General features: G+C 57.7%; 14 protein-coding genes. 7 read left to right on the top strand and 7 right to left on the bottom strand.

All coding sequences use genetic code 11. From position 1 onward, the window contains the following. Positions 1-166: 166 nt before the first annotated feature. Both AC0QKW_RS20065 and AC0QKW_RS20060 read right to left on the bottom strand, forming a co-directional pair. A complete protein-coding gene (locus AC0QKW_RS20065) occupies positions 167-1,939 on the bottom strand; it encodes a peptide ABC transporter substrate-binding protein (protein WP_473152860.1) in 1,773 nt (590 codons plus the stop codon). Positions 1,940-2,099: 160 nt separating this feature from the next. Beyond that, a complete protein-coding gene (locus AC0QKW_RS20060) occupies positions 2,100-2,978 on the bottom strand; it encodes a DUF6492 family protein (RefSeq protein WP_473152859.1) in 879 nt (292 codons plus the stop codon). A gap of 507 nt (positions 2,979-3,485) precedes the next feature. Here AC0QKW_RS20060 and AC0QKW_RS20055 point away from each other — a divergent pair. Then, positions 3,486-4,928, top strand: coding sequence for a hypothetical protein (locus AC0QKW_RS20055; protein WP_473152858.1), 1,443 nt, complete (start codon positions 3,486-3,488; stop codon positions 4,926-4,928). An 83-nt stretch (positions 4,929-5,011) separates the two neighbouring features. Here the strand turns inward: AC0QKW_RS20055 and hetR are convergent, their stop codons facing one another. Further along, positions 5,012-5,929, bottom strand: a complete 918-nt coding sequence (gene hetR / locus AC0QKW_RS20050; RefSeq protein WP_473152857.1) for a heterocyst differentiation master regulator HetR — start codon at positions 5,927-5,929, stop codon at positions 5,012-5,014. 489 nt (positions 5,930-6,418) lie between these two features. Further along, on the bottom strand, positions 6,419-6,739 hold the full coding sequence (locus tag AC0QKW_RS20045; protein ID WP_473152856.1) for a hypothetical protein: 321 nt from the start codon (positions 6,737-6,739) through the stop codon (positions 6,419-6,421). A 376-nt stretch (positions 6,740-7,115) separates the two neighbouring features. Here AC0QKW_RS20045 and AC0QKW_RS20040 point away from each other — a divergent pair, with 376 nt between their 5' ends. Both AC0QKW_RS20040 and AC0QKW_RS20035 read left to right on the top strand, forming a co-directional pair. Further along, a complete protein-coding gene (locus AC0QKW_RS20040; RefSeq protein ID WP_473152855.1) occupies positions 7,116-8,294 on the top strand; it encodes a pyridoxal phosphate-dependent aminotransferase in 1,179 nt (392 codons plus the stop codon). A gap of 132 nt (positions 8,295-8,426) precedes the next feature. Further along, entirely contained in the window at positions 8,427-11,426 is a 3,000-nt protein-coding gene (locus tag AC0QKW_RS20035) for a bifunctional diguanylate cyclase/phosphodiesterase (protein WP_473152854.1), read from the top strand. Here the strand turns inward: AC0QKW_RS20035 and AC0QKW_RS20030 are convergent. From AC0QKW_RS20030 to AC0QKW_RS20020, 3 genes are all read right to left on the bottom strand, one after another. Further along, positions 11,419-11,634, bottom strand: a complete 216-nt coding sequence (locus tag AC0QKW_RS20030; protein WP_473152853.1) for a hypothetical protein — start codon at positions 11,632-11,634, stop codon at positions 11,419-11,421. The genes AC0QKW_RS20035 and AC0QKW_RS20030 overlap by 8 nt on opposite strands. A gap of 94 nt (positions 11,635-11,728) precedes the next feature. After that, positions 11,729-12,328, bottom strand: a complete 600-nt coding sequence (locus tag AC0QKW_RS20025; protein WP_473152852.1) for a superoxide dismutase — start codon at positions 12,326-12,328, stop codon at positions 11,729-11,731. Positions 12,329-12,471: 143 nt separating this feature from the next. Continuing rightward, positions 12,472-12,903, bottom strand: a complete 432-nt coding sequence (locus AC0QKW_RS20020; protein ID WP_473152851.1) for an FKBP-type peptidyl-prolyl cis-trans isomerase — start codon at positions 12,901-12,903, stop codon at positions 12,472-12,474. A gap of 266 nt (positions 12,904-13,169) precedes the next feature. Between AC0QKW_RS20020 and AC0QKW_RS20015 the strand changes: the two genes are divergently transcribed. The 4 genes from AC0QKW_RS20015 (at position 13,170) to minD (ending at position 16,536) form a co-directional block, all read left to right on the top strand. Further along, positions 13,170-14,093: a TIGR02587 family membrane protein gene (locus AC0QKW_RS20015; protein WP_473152850.1), complete on the top strand. Its 924-nt coding sequence runs from the start codon at positions 13,170-13,172 to the stop codon at positions 14,091-14,093. Between the two features lie 65 nt (positions 14,094-14,158). Beyond that, positions 14,159-14,617, top strand: coding sequence for a TIGR02588 family protein (locus AC0QKW_RS20010; RefSeq protein ID WP_473152849.1), 459 nt, complete (start codon positions 14,159-14,161; stop codon positions 14,615-14,617). A 59-nt stretch (positions 14,618-14,676) separates the two neighbouring features. Beyond that, a complete protein-coding gene (locus AC0QKW_RS20005) occupies positions 14,677-15,609 on the top strand; it encodes a DMT family transporter (RefSeq protein WP_473152848.1) in 933 nt (310 codons plus the stop codon). Between the two features lie 126 nt (positions 15,610-15,735). Further along, positions 15,736-16,536: a septum site-determining protein MinD gene (minD, locus tag AC0QKW_RS20000; protein WP_473152847.1), complete on the top strand. Its 801-nt coding sequence runs from the start codon at positions 15,736-15,738 to the stop codon at positions 16,534-16,536. The last annotated feature ends 29 nt before the right edge of the window (positions 16,537-16,565 follow it).

The raw sequence follows: 16,565 nt of genomic DNA, 5'->3' as shown, positions 1-16,565 counted from the left end.
AGGCTCTTAGGAGCACGGTACTGGCAGGAGCACAGTACTAGAGATGCGCTTTGGGTAGAAGGTAACGACAGAAGCAGGCCACAGGCAGGCAAAGCTGACGGTATAGAAGCCAGCATGGTCACCAACAGGCAACCGCTCAGCGTCTATTCTGCCTTCTAGCGCACCGTCAGGAACCGCTCTCTGTCGGAGCCGGTCGCCACTGACCGATCGCCCAGGTACTAGCATCCCAAGGGGTAAATTCAACATCGGTGAGGCGATCGCTAACCGCATTGGTCATCGCCCGGTGCACGATAGGGATCACCGCCACGTCGTCTGCGAGCAGTTGGTTCATCTGCTGGAAGAGCTCAGCCCGGCGATCGGGGTCGAGTTCTTGCTTGGCCTCTTCCCAGAGGCGATCGTAGTCGGGGTTGCAGTAGCGGGCATTGTTGGGCTCTTGCCACTGATTGGCCTGAGAGGCAATTTTGCCACAAGTCCACCAGCCCATGTAGGTACTGGGGTCGGGGCTTTCATTGCCGATAGAGTACACCTGCATGTCGGCAAAGAAATGGTTGAGGCTGTTGGTATCGGCGGGGTCAGCAGAGAAAAACTCATCTATCCGCACCCGTGAAATCTGCACATCGACCCCCAGCTCCTTCAGGCTGTCGCTGACGATCGCCTGGGTCTGCTGCCGCACCGGGTTCACCGCCGACTGAAACAGCACTTCCAGAGGCACCCCAGCCTTTTCACGAATGCCATCGCCGTTGGTATCGACCCAGCCCGCCTCGTCTAGCAGCGCCTTGGCCTGATCCAAGTCATAGGTGTAGTCGATGGCGGCAGATTGGTAGTCGTCGGGGGCCACCAGCAGTTGAGCCGTGGGCTTGCCTGCTTCACCGTAGAGGGTCTTGGCAATGGTGTCGCGATCGACCGCCAGGTTGATCGCCCGCCGCACCCGCACATCACTGAAGTAAGGGTGAGGAATCTGCTGGCTAGAGCGCTCCCCGTCCTCAGTGCGGGCAAAGGGATGGGAGAAGTTCAGCATGATCCGCTCCACCTGGGAGCCAAACAGGGTTGATACATGACCGATCGCGTCTGTTTCTAAATCATCTAAGGCCTTGGCCTCTACCTGAAGGTTGTAAGCAAAGTCGGCACTGCCCGTCTGCAAAACATCTCGCGCCGCCGCATAGGGCGACAGCCCCCCCACCAGCTCCACCCGGTTAAAGGCCGGTCGGCCGTCCCAATAGCTGGGGTTGGCCTCATAAATTACAGTACCGGCTTCAAACCCCACTGCTTGGTAAGGCCCAGTGCCCACAGGCTGGAGGTTAGCCAACGCCTCGCGGGCATTAGGGCCGTTAAATTCTTCAAAGATGTGTCGGGGCAAAATTAGCCCAGTTTGGCCGGTAAAGGGCACTGACCAGGCTGGAGTTGGCGCAGTAAAGGTGATCTCAACGGTGTAGTCATCGATCGCCTCGACCCTCTCCACCCCTTCGTAGTACTGAGCGGTGGCCGCCGCCACCAGCGGGTTGCGAATAAACTCAAAGGTAAACACCACATCGTCAGCGGTGAAAGGTTCGCCATCGGCCCAGGTGATGTCGGGGCGCAGCGTCCAGGTGACCGAGGTGCCATCGGCGGCCACACCGCCATTCTCTAAGGAGGGAATTTCGTCAGCCAGAAAAGGTACCAACTCTCCTGCCTGGTTGTAGCTAGCCAGGGGCTCGTAAACAATGCGGGCCGCCTCAAAGTCTTGATATCCGGTAGCCAAGTGGGGGTTGAGGGTCACCGCCGATCGGCTATAGAGCAGCCGCAGCGTATTTGCATCGCGCCGTGGCTCATTGGCGGCAGTGGTCGCAGGCGCATCTGAAGCACCGTCAAGCTCTGTAGATTGACTGCAAGTCACACTAGCCGCTAAAACTGCACCGGCGGCGGCTACTAACAGCAATGTGCGAAACCGTGATCTAGTCATTGCTGAACAGCTTTCAACCTCAAAATAAATCGAACTCAAGCCCAGAAGGAGAGTTTTGCCCCTCGGCAAACTACCGCTCCTGGGCTAGGCAAGGTGCCTCGATGCCGCGCTAGGTTTGGGCAGGCTGACCGGGAGGCAGTGATGTCTAAACCTATGGTAGTCAATCTGCTGACTGAACGAGGTTGAATTGAGGTAAGTAGCGGCTATAGTGCTCGGGACGCATGTTGGCCTTGGCCGAGATCATGACCGCAATCGACTCTTCTGGCGTTGCGGCAAAAAACTCAGCCATCTGGGCCTGATCCATAGGCCGGGGAGTCCAGTAACCGTGGCAGAGATTCTTCCAGTCAGGGAAGTGAGCAGCAGCCACGCCCATAATGCGATCGACAAAAACCCCGTAGAGCATATACTCTGACATACTTTTGGCCCAGGCCAGGGTTTCTAACCAGGGGCGACCCGACACCTGTTCGATGCGATCGCAGAGAGCCATAACGTTGCTCTTTCGCCAGCTAATGAGGTTGCCGATGTAGTTGGGGCGGGGGGTTGCGGGGGGATAGCCCTCAATCCCAAGCAGACGGTAGGTTGAGGTGTACAACGGCTCAAAGGTAGGATCATAGAAATCTGCCACTCGCAGTAGACGAGTTTGCCCCCGACGAATAAAGTGATCGAGGCTAAAGGGGCGAACAAACACCACGTCAGAATCGACGAAAATCGTGACGGGGGCAGGCGCATTTCTGGCAAAGGAGATTTTGATCATCTGCTGAATCATCCAGTTCCGGATGGGGGGCGACTTAAGGCTAAACCAGGCCCACCGGAGCCAAGGAACGCGGTAGATCCAGGATGATAGCAGCGTCTCAGCAATTAGAATCTCAGTGGTGCTGGTGGCCAAGGGTTTGAATAACCCATAATCGCGCCGGTCAACGATGATGTAATGGCGAATCGGTGTTTTGCTCAAGGCATGAACACTGTCTACCAGCAACTTACAGCGCTCAAAGTCAGCACGGTAGCTGGGGGTTGCTAGAACAAGGGTTGGGGATGTCATTGGTATTATCAACAGAAGTTGTACCCCCGGGGTGCATATCGAGAGCGCGCCCGTTAGCGGGTAGCAGGCCAGACAGCTCTAGACCGCAGATATAGCCCTCTGGACGTACTTCATAAATCTCTAACTAGCCACCCCTCAGCTTAGGGCGGTGACCGCAGTCATTCACTAAGCCTTCATGTAAAATCGGTAAAGCCAAGCTTAAGGTGAAACCAAACGCTGAAGGGCACTGCGATCAAGGAGCCTACGGCGAATTCTGAGAGTTCACAATTACTGAAATCTCGTTGCTGATATCAACCAGGCTGTCTTTTTCGAGGTGCCCTTGAGAAGAAAAATAATCAGATGCATCGAGCCCACTTCAGGCTCTGGACTTAGCTAAGGTTGAATTTTTCGCGATGGACCCAGGAAAGGGTGAATAAATTGGGAAAATTAGTTATTCTTATGCGTCAATAGCCCTATTAGTGGCTGTGTGTTGAGTGTGAGACTACGCGACCAGGATCAGGCACCCCTATGACTGACACTACGGCTTCGAGCGCATCCCCCCAGCCCCATGGGGACGACCGGTTAACCAACCCGGCAGATGTTCCTGGTGAGACTCCGACCCCCAGCAGCAATAAGGGGAATGGTGTTGGCGAGTGGAATACAGTCACCTTCCCAGGTCAGCTGTCGCTGACAGACAGCTCGACCGCCGAAGCCCCTGAGCCTTCTATTCCGGGCATTATGCTAACAGAAACTGATCAGGCCAGCCCCGCTGATGAGGTGGCATCCCCAAGTCTCGAGCCCGAAAACGTTATTCAGCTGATTCAAGATTTGAACCAGTGCAATGATGCGCTGTTGCTGCGGGTGACCGAACTGGAGGAGGCTTTGGAGCGATCGCAGGTGGCTCTCCAGTCAGAGATTGAACGCCATCAATCCGCCCCTGGTAGCCTTCCCCTCACTGCTGTACCAGGCCCAGTACAGCAGCAAATTGCCCAGCTCTTGAACGAGCTTGAGATCGCCAACGATGGCCTGCGGCGTACCACGATCCACAATGAAACCCTGCAAGCCGAGCTCAACGTCAACCAGCAGCGGGTGGCTCAGCTAGAGCGAGAATGTACCCTACTACAGCAGCGCTTTAGCGAAAAGAGCACCGCCCTGCACCAGGCTGAAGAGACGTGCCGCGACCTCAAGGCTCGCTTGCATCGTCAGCAGCGCTATACGCTTCAGTTTAAGGCAGCCCTAGAAAAGTGTCTCAATATGTCTGCTGCCCCAGCGGCAGTGGAACCTAGCTCGGCGATCGCCCAAGGGCAGCTTCCCCTCGGCCTACAGCAGATGCTGGCGTTCGATGACGCTGGTCAGCCGCTTGGGCTACCGCGATCGCAGCAGATTCAGCCCTGGTCAGCAGGGGGAGAGACCCCAGCTGAGTCCCCCGACTTGACCCAGCTACTGCGCGGTCTGCAAAGAGCGGCTAGCGGTGTCGCTCCCGCATCCCCACCCGCACCCGCTATTGAGCCAATCCAGGCGCCGATGGCAGTGGTCGAGCCAGCGATCGCCCCAGCATCGCCTCAGCCTGTACCCATAGCTCCTCTGCCAGAGGCTTTACCTAGGGCGGTTGCCCCTCCAGAGGCTGCTCCAGCCGCCGCCGACCCCTGGCTTGAGGAAGCAGCAGCGGTCACAGCTGACCCTACTCCCTCTGTCTTCACTGAGCCATCTCCCTGGGGTGAACCGATCGCGCCCCCCGTGGTAGCCGCCCCAGCCCCAGCCCCAGCCAGCGTAGCCGCCCCAGCTATGCCCGCCGCCGCTCCCACTGCGGCCCCAGCCATGGCTGCCCCTGCGCCAGTGCCCGCTTACCTCACAGCCAGTGCACAGGTATCGCCGTCGCCGCTAGTCTACCCCCTGCGATCGCAAAAGAAAATTAAATCTATCGCTGCCGTTGAGCTGCCCAGCTTTGGGCGCACGGCTCGCCGTCGCTAGGCAAACACCTAGTACATTAGCTGGCACATGGGGCCAGTCACAGGCAATGAGGCCTACCTCAGCAGGTTACCGGCTCGAGGGACCTACTTGCTGTGGTAACCAATGACCATCTGGAGCAGGGTAGGGTCGCCACCGGGCTGGTGGTACTTATCTGCCCAGGCCCTAATCACCTCATCTAGCTCCTGCAGAGCGGCCTCCCGCGTCTCAGAGGGAATATCTAACTCTTCTAACACCCGCATGGTGCCAGGAATATGATTGGCCCATTCGCGCATCATGCGAAAGTACTGGGCAGTGTCTTCGACCATGGCATACATACGCTCTTGGTCGTCGACCGGCGCGTAGGAAGTGCGCACTAGCCCATAGTATGACGCTCCCCAGGAGGCATCAATGCGGGTCACAGTGCCAGAGTAAATCAGGCGGCGGCGAATGTGCTCGGCCAGAGCCTCGCTGAGAGGAATGTGGTGGTCAGCCGGCAGGTCTTCCTGGGCCTTTTCGTGGAGAATTTCGATCAGCTCTAGAAACTGAAAGGAGTTGATAATGCGCGCGTCGGGACAGGGGGAAGGCAGCTTGCCTTCCAGCATTGCCCTCTCAGCTCCGGTGAGAGAGGTGCCCGCCACCCGCGATTTCCCAGGCTCCCAGGGGTAGCGCCGCAGCCACATATAGGGAAATTGAATCAGGTAGCGCGGCTCCTGAGAGCCCAGCATTTTGAGCAGCTTGCCCTCGGTCAGGGCCTGGCGCATTTCTTCGACGATGGCTTTGACCCGCTTGGGCTCAATGTGGTGCAGGTGACCCGTCATGCGCAGGTTTTCGCCCTGCTCTAGATAAGTCATGTAGATGGCACACTTGGCCGCCGTCGCCGCTGCATCTAAAAAAGCCCCGTGGCGATGCCCCCCAGTGCGCATGGCGCTAAAGGCGAGGTACAACAAAATCTGATCAATGGCACTCGGGCTCAGGCAACGGATGAGCGCCTCGTCCTCAACTGCTGCGATAGACGGGGACATGGAGAAGATCGGATTAGCCATTGAGCGTGCAATACCCAAAATAACAGACAGAGGTGCAGCCGAGGCCGCTGAGGGGCAATACCGCCAAAATACCCTGACATAGCTAGCGCAGCCCGGGCTCAATGGCTTTTGAAGAGGTCTACCTGAGGTTATCGGTAGCTTCTACATCAACCAGCAATTTGCCTGACTGGCCCTAGGCCATGGTTTCCACAAGAATAGACTCTCACCGGTACAGCGGAGTAGAGTCCGAGGGCTGCCCAAAGAAGCCAGTTGAACTTGCTGGAGCCCCATGGCTCACGCTGAGATGCCTGATTGCCCCTAAGTGTGGCGCAAAAGTAAGACAAGAAATGCTTTTAGCCAGCAAATGTTTAAGGTTTTTAGGTCTTATTTTACGTAATCTTGTTTTTCGTTATCGGTAGGCAACCGTTGCTCAGCTTAATTGTCGGTAGCTAGAACAGCGAAAGCTGGAAACCTTTGCCCCCTCACCAGTTAACTGATGCGGGGCTGGGTAATTCTGCCACTGCCGCGATAGGCGACGGGGCTTTGCCAGGAGTTAGCAGGGGCGGGGGGAGTGGGGTCAATTCGCCCACTGCCACGAAAACTGACCATATCAGCCAGGATTGGCACCCGGGTGAGGCGTCCACTACCGCGATCATCTTCAGACCGCGAGGCAGATTGGATGAGCCCAGAGGAATGAACCTCTCGGGCGGCAGCCTGCCAGCCCAGGGGAACTGCGGCTACTACCACTAGGCCTAGGCTAACGGCATAGACCACGCGATTAATAGAAAAACGGAGAGTAGGAGGATGCATAGGACCTGGCCTTGTTAGCGCTTCTAGTCCTAGTTACAGAGGTTTTCACCCTCAGTCAGGAAAATCTTTATGCGTAAATCTGCTGATTTCCAACTTTTGCTGATCTATAGCCCAGGTTCAGAGTGCTGGGGCAGATAGTCATGAGCAATGATCAGTCTGACTAAGGGCTCACCCCTGGCTGTATCTTTGGGGCAGATAGGCTGCTGAAGGGCTGCCCGAGGCTATGTCAGGAAACCCGACCGACTACCATAGCCAGAACCTGTCAAACGATCTACTCTTATGGGGATATTCTGTGATTGAGTTTGGGTTAAGGGTCTTGTTGCCAGATGCTCTGTAGGCTGGAAAGCTCTTAACCATTGTTTGTTGAGGTGTGCCCATGCCCCCGTTAGCCCTGGCCAGTCGTGTTACCTGCGTAACGCCGTCAATGACTCTGGCCATCTCAGCCCGCGCCAAGGCCATGAAGGCTGAGGGGTTGCCCGTCTGCAGCTTTAGCGCTGGAGAACCCGATTTCGATACTCCCGACCACATTAAAGCGGCAGCTAAAGTAGCCCTTGATCAGGGCAAAACCCGCTACGGCCCAGCGGCGGGAGAACCGGCACTGCGTCAGGCGATCGCCCATAAGCTCCAAACCGACAACGGCCTCTGCTACGGCCCTGAAAACGTCATCGTCACCAACGGCGGCAAACATTCTCTCTACGGCCTGATGATGGCCCTGATCGAGCCGGGCGATGAGGTGATCATTCCGGCCCCCTACTGGCTGAGCTACCCGGAGATGGTGAAACTGGCGGGCGGCACGCCCGTGATTGTGCCCACTACCGCTGAGCAAAACTACCGCATTACCCCTGAGCAGCTGCGTCAGGCAATTACCCCCAAAACCAAGCTGTTTATTCTCAATACGCCCTCTAACCCGACGGGGATGGTGTACTCCCCGGCAGAGATTGCAGCCCTGGCAGCAGTGGTAGTAGAGACTGACATCTGGGTGGTGTCAGACGAAATTTACGAAAAAATTCTCTACGGTGGAGCCACCCATCTGAGCATTGGGGCAGTGTCACCCGAGGCGTTTGAGCGCACAATTATTAGCAACGGGTTTGCCAAGGCCTACTCGATGACTGGCTGGCGAGTGGGCTACCTGGCGGGGCCAGCGGAGTTGATCAAGGCGGTGGCTACCATTCAGGGCCACAGCACCTCCAATGTCTGTACCTTTGCTCAGTACGGGGCGATCGCAGCCCTTGAAGGCCCCCAAGACTGCATTGCGATCATGGGTCACGCCTTTGCCGAGCGGCGTCAGGCCATCATTCAGCGCTGCCGGGCCATCGATGGCCTCAGCTGCGGCGAACCAGAAGGGGCGTTTTACCTATTTATCGACATCAGCGCCCTGGGTTTACCCTCCCTCGATTTTTGCACCCAGCTGCTCAATGAAAAGTACGTGGCGACAATTCCGGGCGTCGCCTTTGGGGCTGAGGGCACCATTCGCCTCTCTTACGCTACCGATATGGACACGATTTTAGAAGGCATGGATCGGTTGGATGCATTTGTGGCGGCTCAGTTGGGGTAGCGACTATGCCTAAGATTCGTTACATCTGATGTCAATCGCTTAGTTTTTGCCCCAGACAGGAATACTAATAGGACTATTGGTAGTTCATGTTACATGAGGCATCGTTTCTCGAACTTGCTCCACCGAGGTAACGTGAGCCGTCTACCGCTGCGGGTGCTGATCGTGGTGCCCTTTGTGGTGCAGGTGTCGGTGGCTGTAGGACTGACCGGGTGGCTGTCGCTGCGCCAGGGGGAGCGGGCGGTAAACCAGGTAGCCAGCCAGCTGCGCGACTCGGTCTCGCACCAGATTGAGTACAAGCTGGAAGACTTTTTAGCCACCTCCCACCTGATTAATCAGCTTAATTACGACGCCATTACTCTGGGCCAGCTCGACCCCAACAATCCTGAGGCGCTGTTTCGCCACTTTATGCAGCAGTCTTACACCTTTGAGCATATCGACTCAATTATGTTTGGCAATGCCAATGGCGAATTTGTGGGTCACACCAACCTGGGTCAGCAGGCTCACCAAATTATGCGGGCCGGGCCGTCGTTAGAAAACCACATTCAGTTTTCAGAGGTCGATCTGGCCACGGGTCGGCCTACCCAAATCATGACCTCTACCCCCGGTTGGGAGACCCAGGGGCGGCCTTGGTATCAGGCGGCGGTGCAGGCCAAAGGGCCAGTTTGGGGCAAAATTTTTCCGTACCACGCCTATCCGGTGCTAGCGATGCCAGCATCTCGCCCCATTTACGGAGAGGATGGCAAACTGATTGGGGTGCTGGGCAACAATTTCTTTCTGACCCACATCAGCGATTTTTTGCGGGCGATGCCTATTAGTGAGCATGGGCAGGCGTTTATTGTCGATCGCTCTGGTCTCTTGGTCGCTAGCTCTACTCAGACAGCCCCTTTTGACCTAGTGGCGGGGCGACCGCAGCAGTCGTACTCGGTGACGAGCAAAGATCCCCTCATCCGCGCCAGTGCTCAGCTATTGCTCCGCCAGTCAGGGGGTGACTGGAGCCAAATTCAGTCCCAGCAGGCGGAGTTTAAGCTAGGGCGCGATCGCCAGTTTATGCAGGTGGTCACCCTCACCGATGACTACGGCCTCGACTGGCTGATCGTGGTGGTCATGCCCGAGAGCGACTTTATGACCGAAATCAATGCCAGCCGTCGCAACACCACTGCCCTGTGTGCCCTGGCGCTGGCAGGGGCGATCGCCTCTGGCCTCTACACCAGCCGCTGGATAACTCGGCCCTTGAGCGCTTTGAGTACCGCCTCACGGGCGATCGCCGTCGGCGACCTCGACCAGAAAATTGACCCCACCGGCCTACAAGAGCTAGACGGGCTAGCCCAGGCCTTTAACCACATGGCAGCCCGGCTCGAATCATCGTTTGGCGATTTGCAGCGGTCTAAAGGGGAGGTAGAGCGCGCCAATGCCGAAATTCAACATCAGGCGGCGCTGTTTCGCCTGATAGCTGAAAACATGAGCGATTTAGTCTGCCTCCATGCCCTAGACGGCACCTATCTCTACGTCAGCCCCTCGGTGGAGTGGCTACTGGGCTACACCCCAGATACCCTGATTGGGCTACATCCCTGTAGCCTGGTGCACCCCGAAGACATTGCCCTGTGCCGCCAGTACCTGCAACTACCGGCAGAGGGTACAGTTCTAGCTCCGGTGATCTGCCGCATGCGCCATCGCCAGGGCTATGATCTCTGGCTAGAGACCTTTACCCGGCCCATTGTCGATGCTACCGGCGCAGTGGTGCAGCTACAAACCGCCTCCCGCGACGTCACCGACCAGGTGAGAATGCGCCGTCAGCTAGAGCACGACGCCTGCCACGATAGTCTGACGGGTCTACCTAACCGCAAGCAGCTGCTAGACCAGTTAGAGAGCGCCCTAGAACAGATGCGCCAGGGCAGTGGCTACTGCTTTGCCCTGCTGTTTTTAGATATTGACCATTTCAAGGTGGTCAACGACAGCCTTGGCCACCTGATTGGCGATGAGCTGCTGATGGAGGTGGCCAGTCGGCTCAAGAGCGTGCTGCGGCCGGCAGACCTGGCGGTGCGCTTGGGGGGCGACGAGTTTGTGGTGCTGCTAGAGGGCATTGGCCATTTTGAAATGGCCCAGGCAATGGCCGAGCGAATTTTAGCGGCTCTGCGCCAGCCCTTTCAGCTCAGCAGCCATCAAATGTTTGCCACGGTAAGTCTGGGGCTGGTGATGGGCAACGCCAGCTACCAGTCGGCCTCAGAGCTGATTCGCGATGCCGATACGGCCATGTACCGGGCTAAGGCCGGGGGGCGCGACAGCTATGAGGTGTTTGACAGCGCCATGCACGATCGCGCGATCGCGCGCCTCACCCTAGAAACTGAGCTGCGCCGGGCTCTGCTTGAGCACCCCGAAGAGTTTGTGCTGCACTACCAGCCCATTGTTGACCTACAAACAACCGAAGTGAAAGGGTTTGAGGCTCTGGTGCGATGGCATCATCCCCAGCGGGGTTTGATCTGCCCTGGCGATTTTATCGCCGTAGCCGAGGAGACAGGATTGATTGTGCCCCTAAGCTACTGCCTGCTGGAGCTGGCCTGCAAGCAAATGAAAGTATGGCAAAGCACCTATGCCCAAGCGCTGGGGTTAACCGTGAGCGTCAATCTGTCGGCGATGCAGCTCCACAGTGTTGGCCTACTGGAGCGAATAGACGAGGTGCTGCTCAAAACCGGGCTGTCGCCTTGCAGCCTAGTGCTTGAAATTACCGAAAGCATGCTGATCGACAACATTGACGACACCATCGTGGTGCTCAACGGACTGCGTCAGCGGGGCATAGCCTTGAGTATTGATGACTTTGGCACAGGCTACTCATCCTTGAGCTATCTACACCGCTTTCCGATTAGCAATCTAAAAATTGATCAATCCTTCGTCAGCCAGATGACAATCAGCCCCAGCCACGAAAGAATCGTGCACACCATTATCACGCTCGGTCGGCAGTTGGGCTTTAGGGCGATCGCTGAGGGCATCGAAACCCCTCACCAGGTCAACACCCTCAAACGCCTCGGCTGCGACTACGGCCAGGGCTACTGGTTTGGCAGACCCCAGACTACGACAGACATATACACCTGGCTGGCCAACATGAGTACCCACTACCGCCCCCATGCGGTTAGCTGAGCCGCCGATCGACCCACCGTTTTGCTTTATAGATCGCCTCAGACCGACTCACCACCCCCGGCACCGCCACAGCACAGCCGGTATCGTAGTTAGCCCACACCGCGTAGAGGGGCACCCCATTGTCAATGCTCTGGTCGAGCTCAAGGCGAAAACCCCGGTAGTTGAACGACAGCACTATGTGGGAAAAGTCTGGATCGATAAAGTGCATAGGTGTTTCTGGGCGGAAGGAACAGGTGAGCGCAAAAAAAGGGTAGGCTCTAGCCCACCCTATGCGTCACGGAGAATGGCTGCGGTAGGCCTGTCTAGGCAGCGGCGAGGTTGCTGGCGGCAAAATCCCAGTTCACAACATTTTTGAGAAAAGTCTCGATATAGTCGGGCCGTTTATTTTGGTAGTCGAGGTAGTAAGCATGCTCCCACACATCCATCGTCAGCAGGGGTACATGCCCGGCGGTAAGGGGATTGTCGGCGTTGAGGGTCTTGGTCACCTTGAGGGTGCCATTGTCCAGCACCAGCCAGGCCCAGCCGCTGCCAAACTGGGTAGCCCCCGCATGCTTAAATTCTTCGGCAAATTTGTCAAAGCTGCCAAAGTCGGCGTCAATCTTGGCGGCTAGGTCGCCACTGGGGAGGCCACCGCCACCGGGCTTGAGGGAATTCCAGTAAAAGGTGTGGTTCCAGGCCTGGGCGGCGTTGTTGAAGACGCCCTGTTTGGAGCTGTCACCGGCGATCGCTTTGATCACATCCTCAATGGGCTTACTGTCGTGGTCGGTGCCTTTGACCGCATCGTTGTACTTGCTGACGTAGGCGGCATGGTGCTTGTCGTGATGAAACTCGAGGGTGCTTTTAGAGATGTAAGGCTCTAGGGCATCGTAGGCGTAGGGGAGAGAAGGCAGTTCGTAGGCCATAGGTCTTTTGGTGGGGCTCTGGGGAACATCTACAGTCACACCATAAATTGTTACTAAAACGAAAACTATCCCCCTCCGGTGGAGGGGGATAGGCTGAAACCCACATTTGCCTGTGTCTTTAGGTAGAGGGGGGGGCGCGTCGGTCAGGCCTGAATCGCCACGAGTTCAATGTCAAAAATCAAGGTCTCTCCCGCCAGGGGATGGTTGGCATCTAGGGTGACCTCAGCCTCTGACAAATCGGTCACCATGACCGGCACCATTTGGCCCTGAGGCCCTTGAAGCTGGAGTTGCAGGCCCACATCGAGGGGAATATCATCGGGGATGTGGTGGCGCTCGACCACCATCACCATGTCGGCCTGGTGGGGGCCGTAGGCATTTTCAGCCGGGATGACTTCGGTTTTGGCGTCGCCAGGGGCCATGCCCACTACCGCTGCCTCAAAGCCAGGAATGACTTCGCCATTGCCAATGGCAAACTCTAGGGGGTCGCGATCGCGCGACGAGTCAAACACGGTGCCATCTTCGAGCCGACCCGTGTAGTGAATGGCAACGCTGTCGCCGAGTTTAGCCTGAGTCATAGAGCTGTCCTGCAATGAAGGGGGGTTTTGCTAAAGGGTTTGTCTCCCCTCACGCTAGCGGCCCTTTTGTGAAAGCCCCCCAATACTAGAGATTTTCCTAAGGTTTCGTCGATGACTGAGGGCAGCACCTGTTCTTTCAAGCATTCAACCCTGAGTTCCATGAACGATACTGATATCAGGCCAAACACTGCTACAAGCCCCAGCCAATTGTAGTTAATTGTAGGATGGGCAGTGCCCACCGGCCCTAGTTTGCGACCTGCCTATCCATGGAACAACCTGCTGCCAATGCCCCTTTGCCTCTGGAGCCCAGCATTTGGGTGGCCGAATTTCAGGCGATTTTGCAGGGGGCTATGGGGGGCTTTTTGTTTGGCATTCCGCTGTTGTATACGGTAGAAGTGTGGGCCATTGGCGAGGCCACAGGGCCGCGCTGGCTGCTGGCGGTGTTAGCCGCAACTCTGGTGGCCGTGAGTCTGCTGACCCAGGTGCAGGGCTTTCGCCAGACCCTGAGGCTGCACCCCATTGAGGCGCTGCTAGAGAGCATTGAGGCCGTGGCGATCGGGGTGGTCTGTGCGGCGATCGCGCTCATGCTGCTCTGTCGCATCACACTGGCCACTCCCCTGGCCGAGGCTCTGGGCAAGATAGTGTTTGAGACGATGCCCTTTTCCCTCGGGGTGGCCCTAGCGCGATCGACCCTGCAAGGTCGCCAGGGCCAACTGGCTGGCATTGACCGCACCGCTAGCCGCCGGGTGACGGCACCCATCTCTCAAAGGCTAGCAGCCCTGACGCGGGTTACTATCCGCGATGCCCTGATCGACTTTGATGCCGCGCTCATTGGCACGGTGCTGATCGCCTTTAGCATTGCCCCCACCGAAGAGGTGCCCCTGATTGCAGCATCACTACCGGCGCCCTGGCTGCTGCTGATCATGGCCGCGTCTCTCGGCCTCTCCTACGCCATTGTGTTTGCCTCGGGCTTTACCGATCGCGCCGAGCGGCGACAGCGAGGGCTGCTGCTCAGCCCAGTCACCGAGACCCTAGCAGCCTACCTGCTGGCCCTGCTGACATCAGTGGTGTTACTAGTGCTGTTTCAGCAGCTCAACCCCAGCGACCCCTGGTCGGAGTGGCTGCGCGATGTGCTAGTTTTGGGCCTGCCCGCCTCTATTGGTGGGGCCGCAGGACGTATTCTTATTTAGATAGGCCAAGTCCAGCTCGGGATCTGTCGTTTTTTCGCAGGTAGAACTTTACTGCTGACTTGGCAGTGGTTTATGAGCAATATTTTGACGTGAATTTGCCCAACGCCCCCGACCGGCAACCGCCTGCTGACCCCACGGGCAGTTTCACCCAGCGCACTGCCGCCGAATGGGTGACCTTTGTCGTCGCCTCTGTGATTTTGCTGGGGCTGGTGGCGCTGATTTGTTTTGAGTGGCAGACCAACCAAAACCGCCCCCCGGCCTTTTCGGTGGCGGTCTCTGAGGCTGTACGGGTCACCGATGGGCGCTACTACGTGCCCTTCGCCATTACCAACACCGGGGGGCGCATTGCCCGCATGGTGCAGGTCACCGCCGAGCTTGACATAGCCGGGGTAGATGAGGAAACCGGTGAGCAGCAGATTGATTTTCTCTCAGGCCATGAGACTAAGGCAGGGAGTTTTGTCTTTTCCCATAACCCCCAGCAGGGCGATCTGGTGGTGCGGGTGGCCAGCTATCGACTACCGTAGAATTTGTTTGGGGTGGAGCGCACAACCGAGGGCAGCCCTCAAGGACAACAGGGGGGTACATGCTCGGCTATGGCTTAATTTTGCTGGCGACGATTTGCTTTGGGGCGCAAAACCTGATCACGCGGGTTTTATTTATTCCGTCCAACTTGCTCGGGCTAGCGGAGACCGGTGGCTTTGTAGAGCCTACCCTGCCCAATTCGTTTTTGCTGATGTTTATGCGCATGGTGGTGGGGGTGCCTCTAATGGCGGTGCTGCTGCCGCCGGTCTATCCCCAGCTGTGGAGCGACCTCCGCCGACTGCGATCGCCTAACTACCGCCGCGAACTCTATCTGGCGCTGGGGGGCGGCGTTCTGATGTTTTCTTACCTGGCGCTGCTCTATGTGTCGGTGGGGCGAATTGCGGCAGGCATAGCGCTGACGCTGTTTTTTACCTTTCCGGTGTATACCGCCCTGCTGGACTGGTACTGGTTTGGCCAGCGCCCCAGCCCTAGCCGCTGGGCGATTTTGGCCCTAATTTTGCTAGGTAGCGCCCTGACCATTCCGATGACGGGGGCGGCGATCGAGAGCTGGCTAGGGGTGGCGTTTGGCCTGGCCTCAGGGGTGGTCTACGCCTTCTACACCGTGGCGGCCCAAAAGGCCTTTGAGACCTTCCACCCGGTACCGTTTACGGGCATCAGCTTTGCGGTGACGCTGGTGCTGTCGGCGATTAGCCTGCTGCTGTGGCCGGGAGATCTAGCAGGGCTGCTGTGGCCAGCGCTGTGGGTGGGGGGGCTGCTGTCGGCGATCGCCACCCTCAGCGGTCACGTGCTCAACAACCTCGGCATTCGCGCGGTGGGGGCCACCGCCGCCTCTATGCTAGGGGCGGCCAACCCGGCCCTCACCGCTGTTTTGGCCTGGGGAGTGTTGCAAGAGCAGCTATCTTGGGTGCAGGCGATCGGGGTGGGGTTGGTCACCGTCAGCGTGGCCCTACTGAGCCTGAGCAAACCCGCTTAGGGACTGGGCCTCTGACCATCTAAAGGCCCGGCGAAAAATTTGCCGCGCTACCCCGGCCACCCATGGCGTATCATTAACGGTTGTTTTCGTCAGGCCGTTGGTTCTCTAGGAAAGTTGGTTGCGTCCATGACTCGCATTATCGTAATGACCTCGGGCAAGGGGGGCGTTGGTAAAAGCACCTGCACTGCCAACTTAGGGATGGCCCTAGCCCAGCGCAACCAGCGGGTCGCCGTCGTCGATGCCGACTTTGGCCTGCGCAACCTCGACTTGCTGCTGGGGCTAGAAAATCGCATTGTCTATACGGCGCTAGACGTGCTGGCGGGCGACTGCAAGGTCGAAAAGGCTCTGGTTAAGGACAAGCGCCAGCCCACCCTAGGTCTGCTGGCCGCCGCCCAAAACCGCAACAAAGAAGCCATCACCCCCGACCAGATGAAAGAGCTGGTGGCGGGTCTGGCCCCCAGTCACGACTTTATTTTGATCGACTGCCCGGCGGGCATTGAGCTGGGGTTTCAGAATGCGATCGCCCCGGCCAAAGAGGCGATCGTGGTCACCACTCCTGAGATTTCGGCGGTGCGCGACGCAGACCGCGTGATTGGCCTGCTCGAAGCCAACGATGTCAAATTCACCAAGCTGCTGATCAACCGCATCAAGCCCAAGATGGTGCAAGAAGACCAGATGATGTCGGTGCGCGACGTGCTCGACATTCTGGCCGTACCGCTGCTGGGGGTAGTACCCGACGATGAGCGGGTGATCGTCGCTTCCAACCGAGGCGAGCCCCTGGTGCTCGACCAGGAACTTTCCCTAGCCGGAGTCGCCTTTACCAATATCGCCCGCCGCCTGATGGGCGAAGAGGTGCCCCTGATCGACCTCAACGCCACTCACAACGATCTGTTCAGCCGCCTGCGCCGATTCTTTCGGGGCAGCTAGGGAAAAGTCTTGGTTTTAGCCACTCCCTT

Source organism: Pseudanabaena sp. PCC 9330 (genome assembly GCF_055795045.1).
This window is presented reverse-complemented; position numbering and strand designations above follow the sequence as displayed.

What these genes read in the sequence shown, in the direction of transcription:
- AC0QKW_RS20055 (WP_473152858.1), top strand. Translation starts at nt 3,486, where the DNA reads ATGACTGACACTACGGCTTCGAGCGCATCCCCCCAGCCCCATGGGGAC.
- AC0QKW_RS20065 (WP_473152860.1), bottom strand. Translation starts at nt 1,939, where the DNA reads ATGACTAGATCACGGTTTCGCACATTGCTGTTAGTAGCCGCCGCCGGT.
- AC0QKW_RS20060 (WP_473152859.1), bottom strand. Translation starts at nt 2,978, where the DNA reads ATGACATCCCCAACCCTTGTTCTAGCAACCCCCAGCTACCGTGCTGAC.
- minD (WP_473152847.1), top strand. Translation starts at nt 15,736, where the DNA reads ATGACTCGCATTATCGTAATGACCTCGGGCAAGGGGGGCGTTGGTAAA.
- AC0QKW_RS20025 (WP_473152852.1), bottom strand. Translation starts at nt 12,328, where the DNA reads ATGGCCTACGAACTGCCTTCTCTCCCCTACGCCTACGATGCCCTAGAG.
- AC0QKW_RS20015 (WP_473152850.1), top strand. Translation starts at nt 13,170, where the DNA reads ATGGAACAACCTGCTGCCAATGCCCCTTTGCCTCTGGAGCCCAGCATT.
- hetR (WP_473152857.1), bottom strand. Translation starts at nt 5,929, where the DNA reads ATGTCCCCGTCTATCGCAGCAGTTGAGGACGAGGCGCTCATCCGTTGC.
- AC0QKW_RS20005 (WP_473152848.1), top strand. Translation starts at nt 14,677, where the DNA reads ATGCTCGGCTATGGCTTAATTTTGCTGGCGACGATTTGCTTTGGGGCG.
- AC0QKW_RS20030 (WP_473152853.1), bottom strand. Translation starts at nt 11,634, where the DNA reads ATGCACTTTATCGATCCAGACTTTTCCCACATAGTGCTGTCGTTCAAC.
- AC0QKW_RS20045 (WP_473152856.1), bottom strand. Translation starts at nt 6,739, where the DNA reads ATGCATCCTCCTACTCTCCGTTTTTCTATTAATCGCGTGGTCTATGCC.
- AC0QKW_RS20020 (WP_473152851.1), bottom strand. Translation starts at nt 12,903, where the DNA reads ATGACTCAGGCTAAACTCGGCGACAGCGTTGCCATTCACTACACGGGT.
- AC0QKW_RS20040 (WP_473152855.1), top strand. Translation starts at nt 7,116, where the DNA reads ATGCCCCCGTTAGCCCTGGCCAGTCGTGTTACCTGCGTAACGCCGTCA.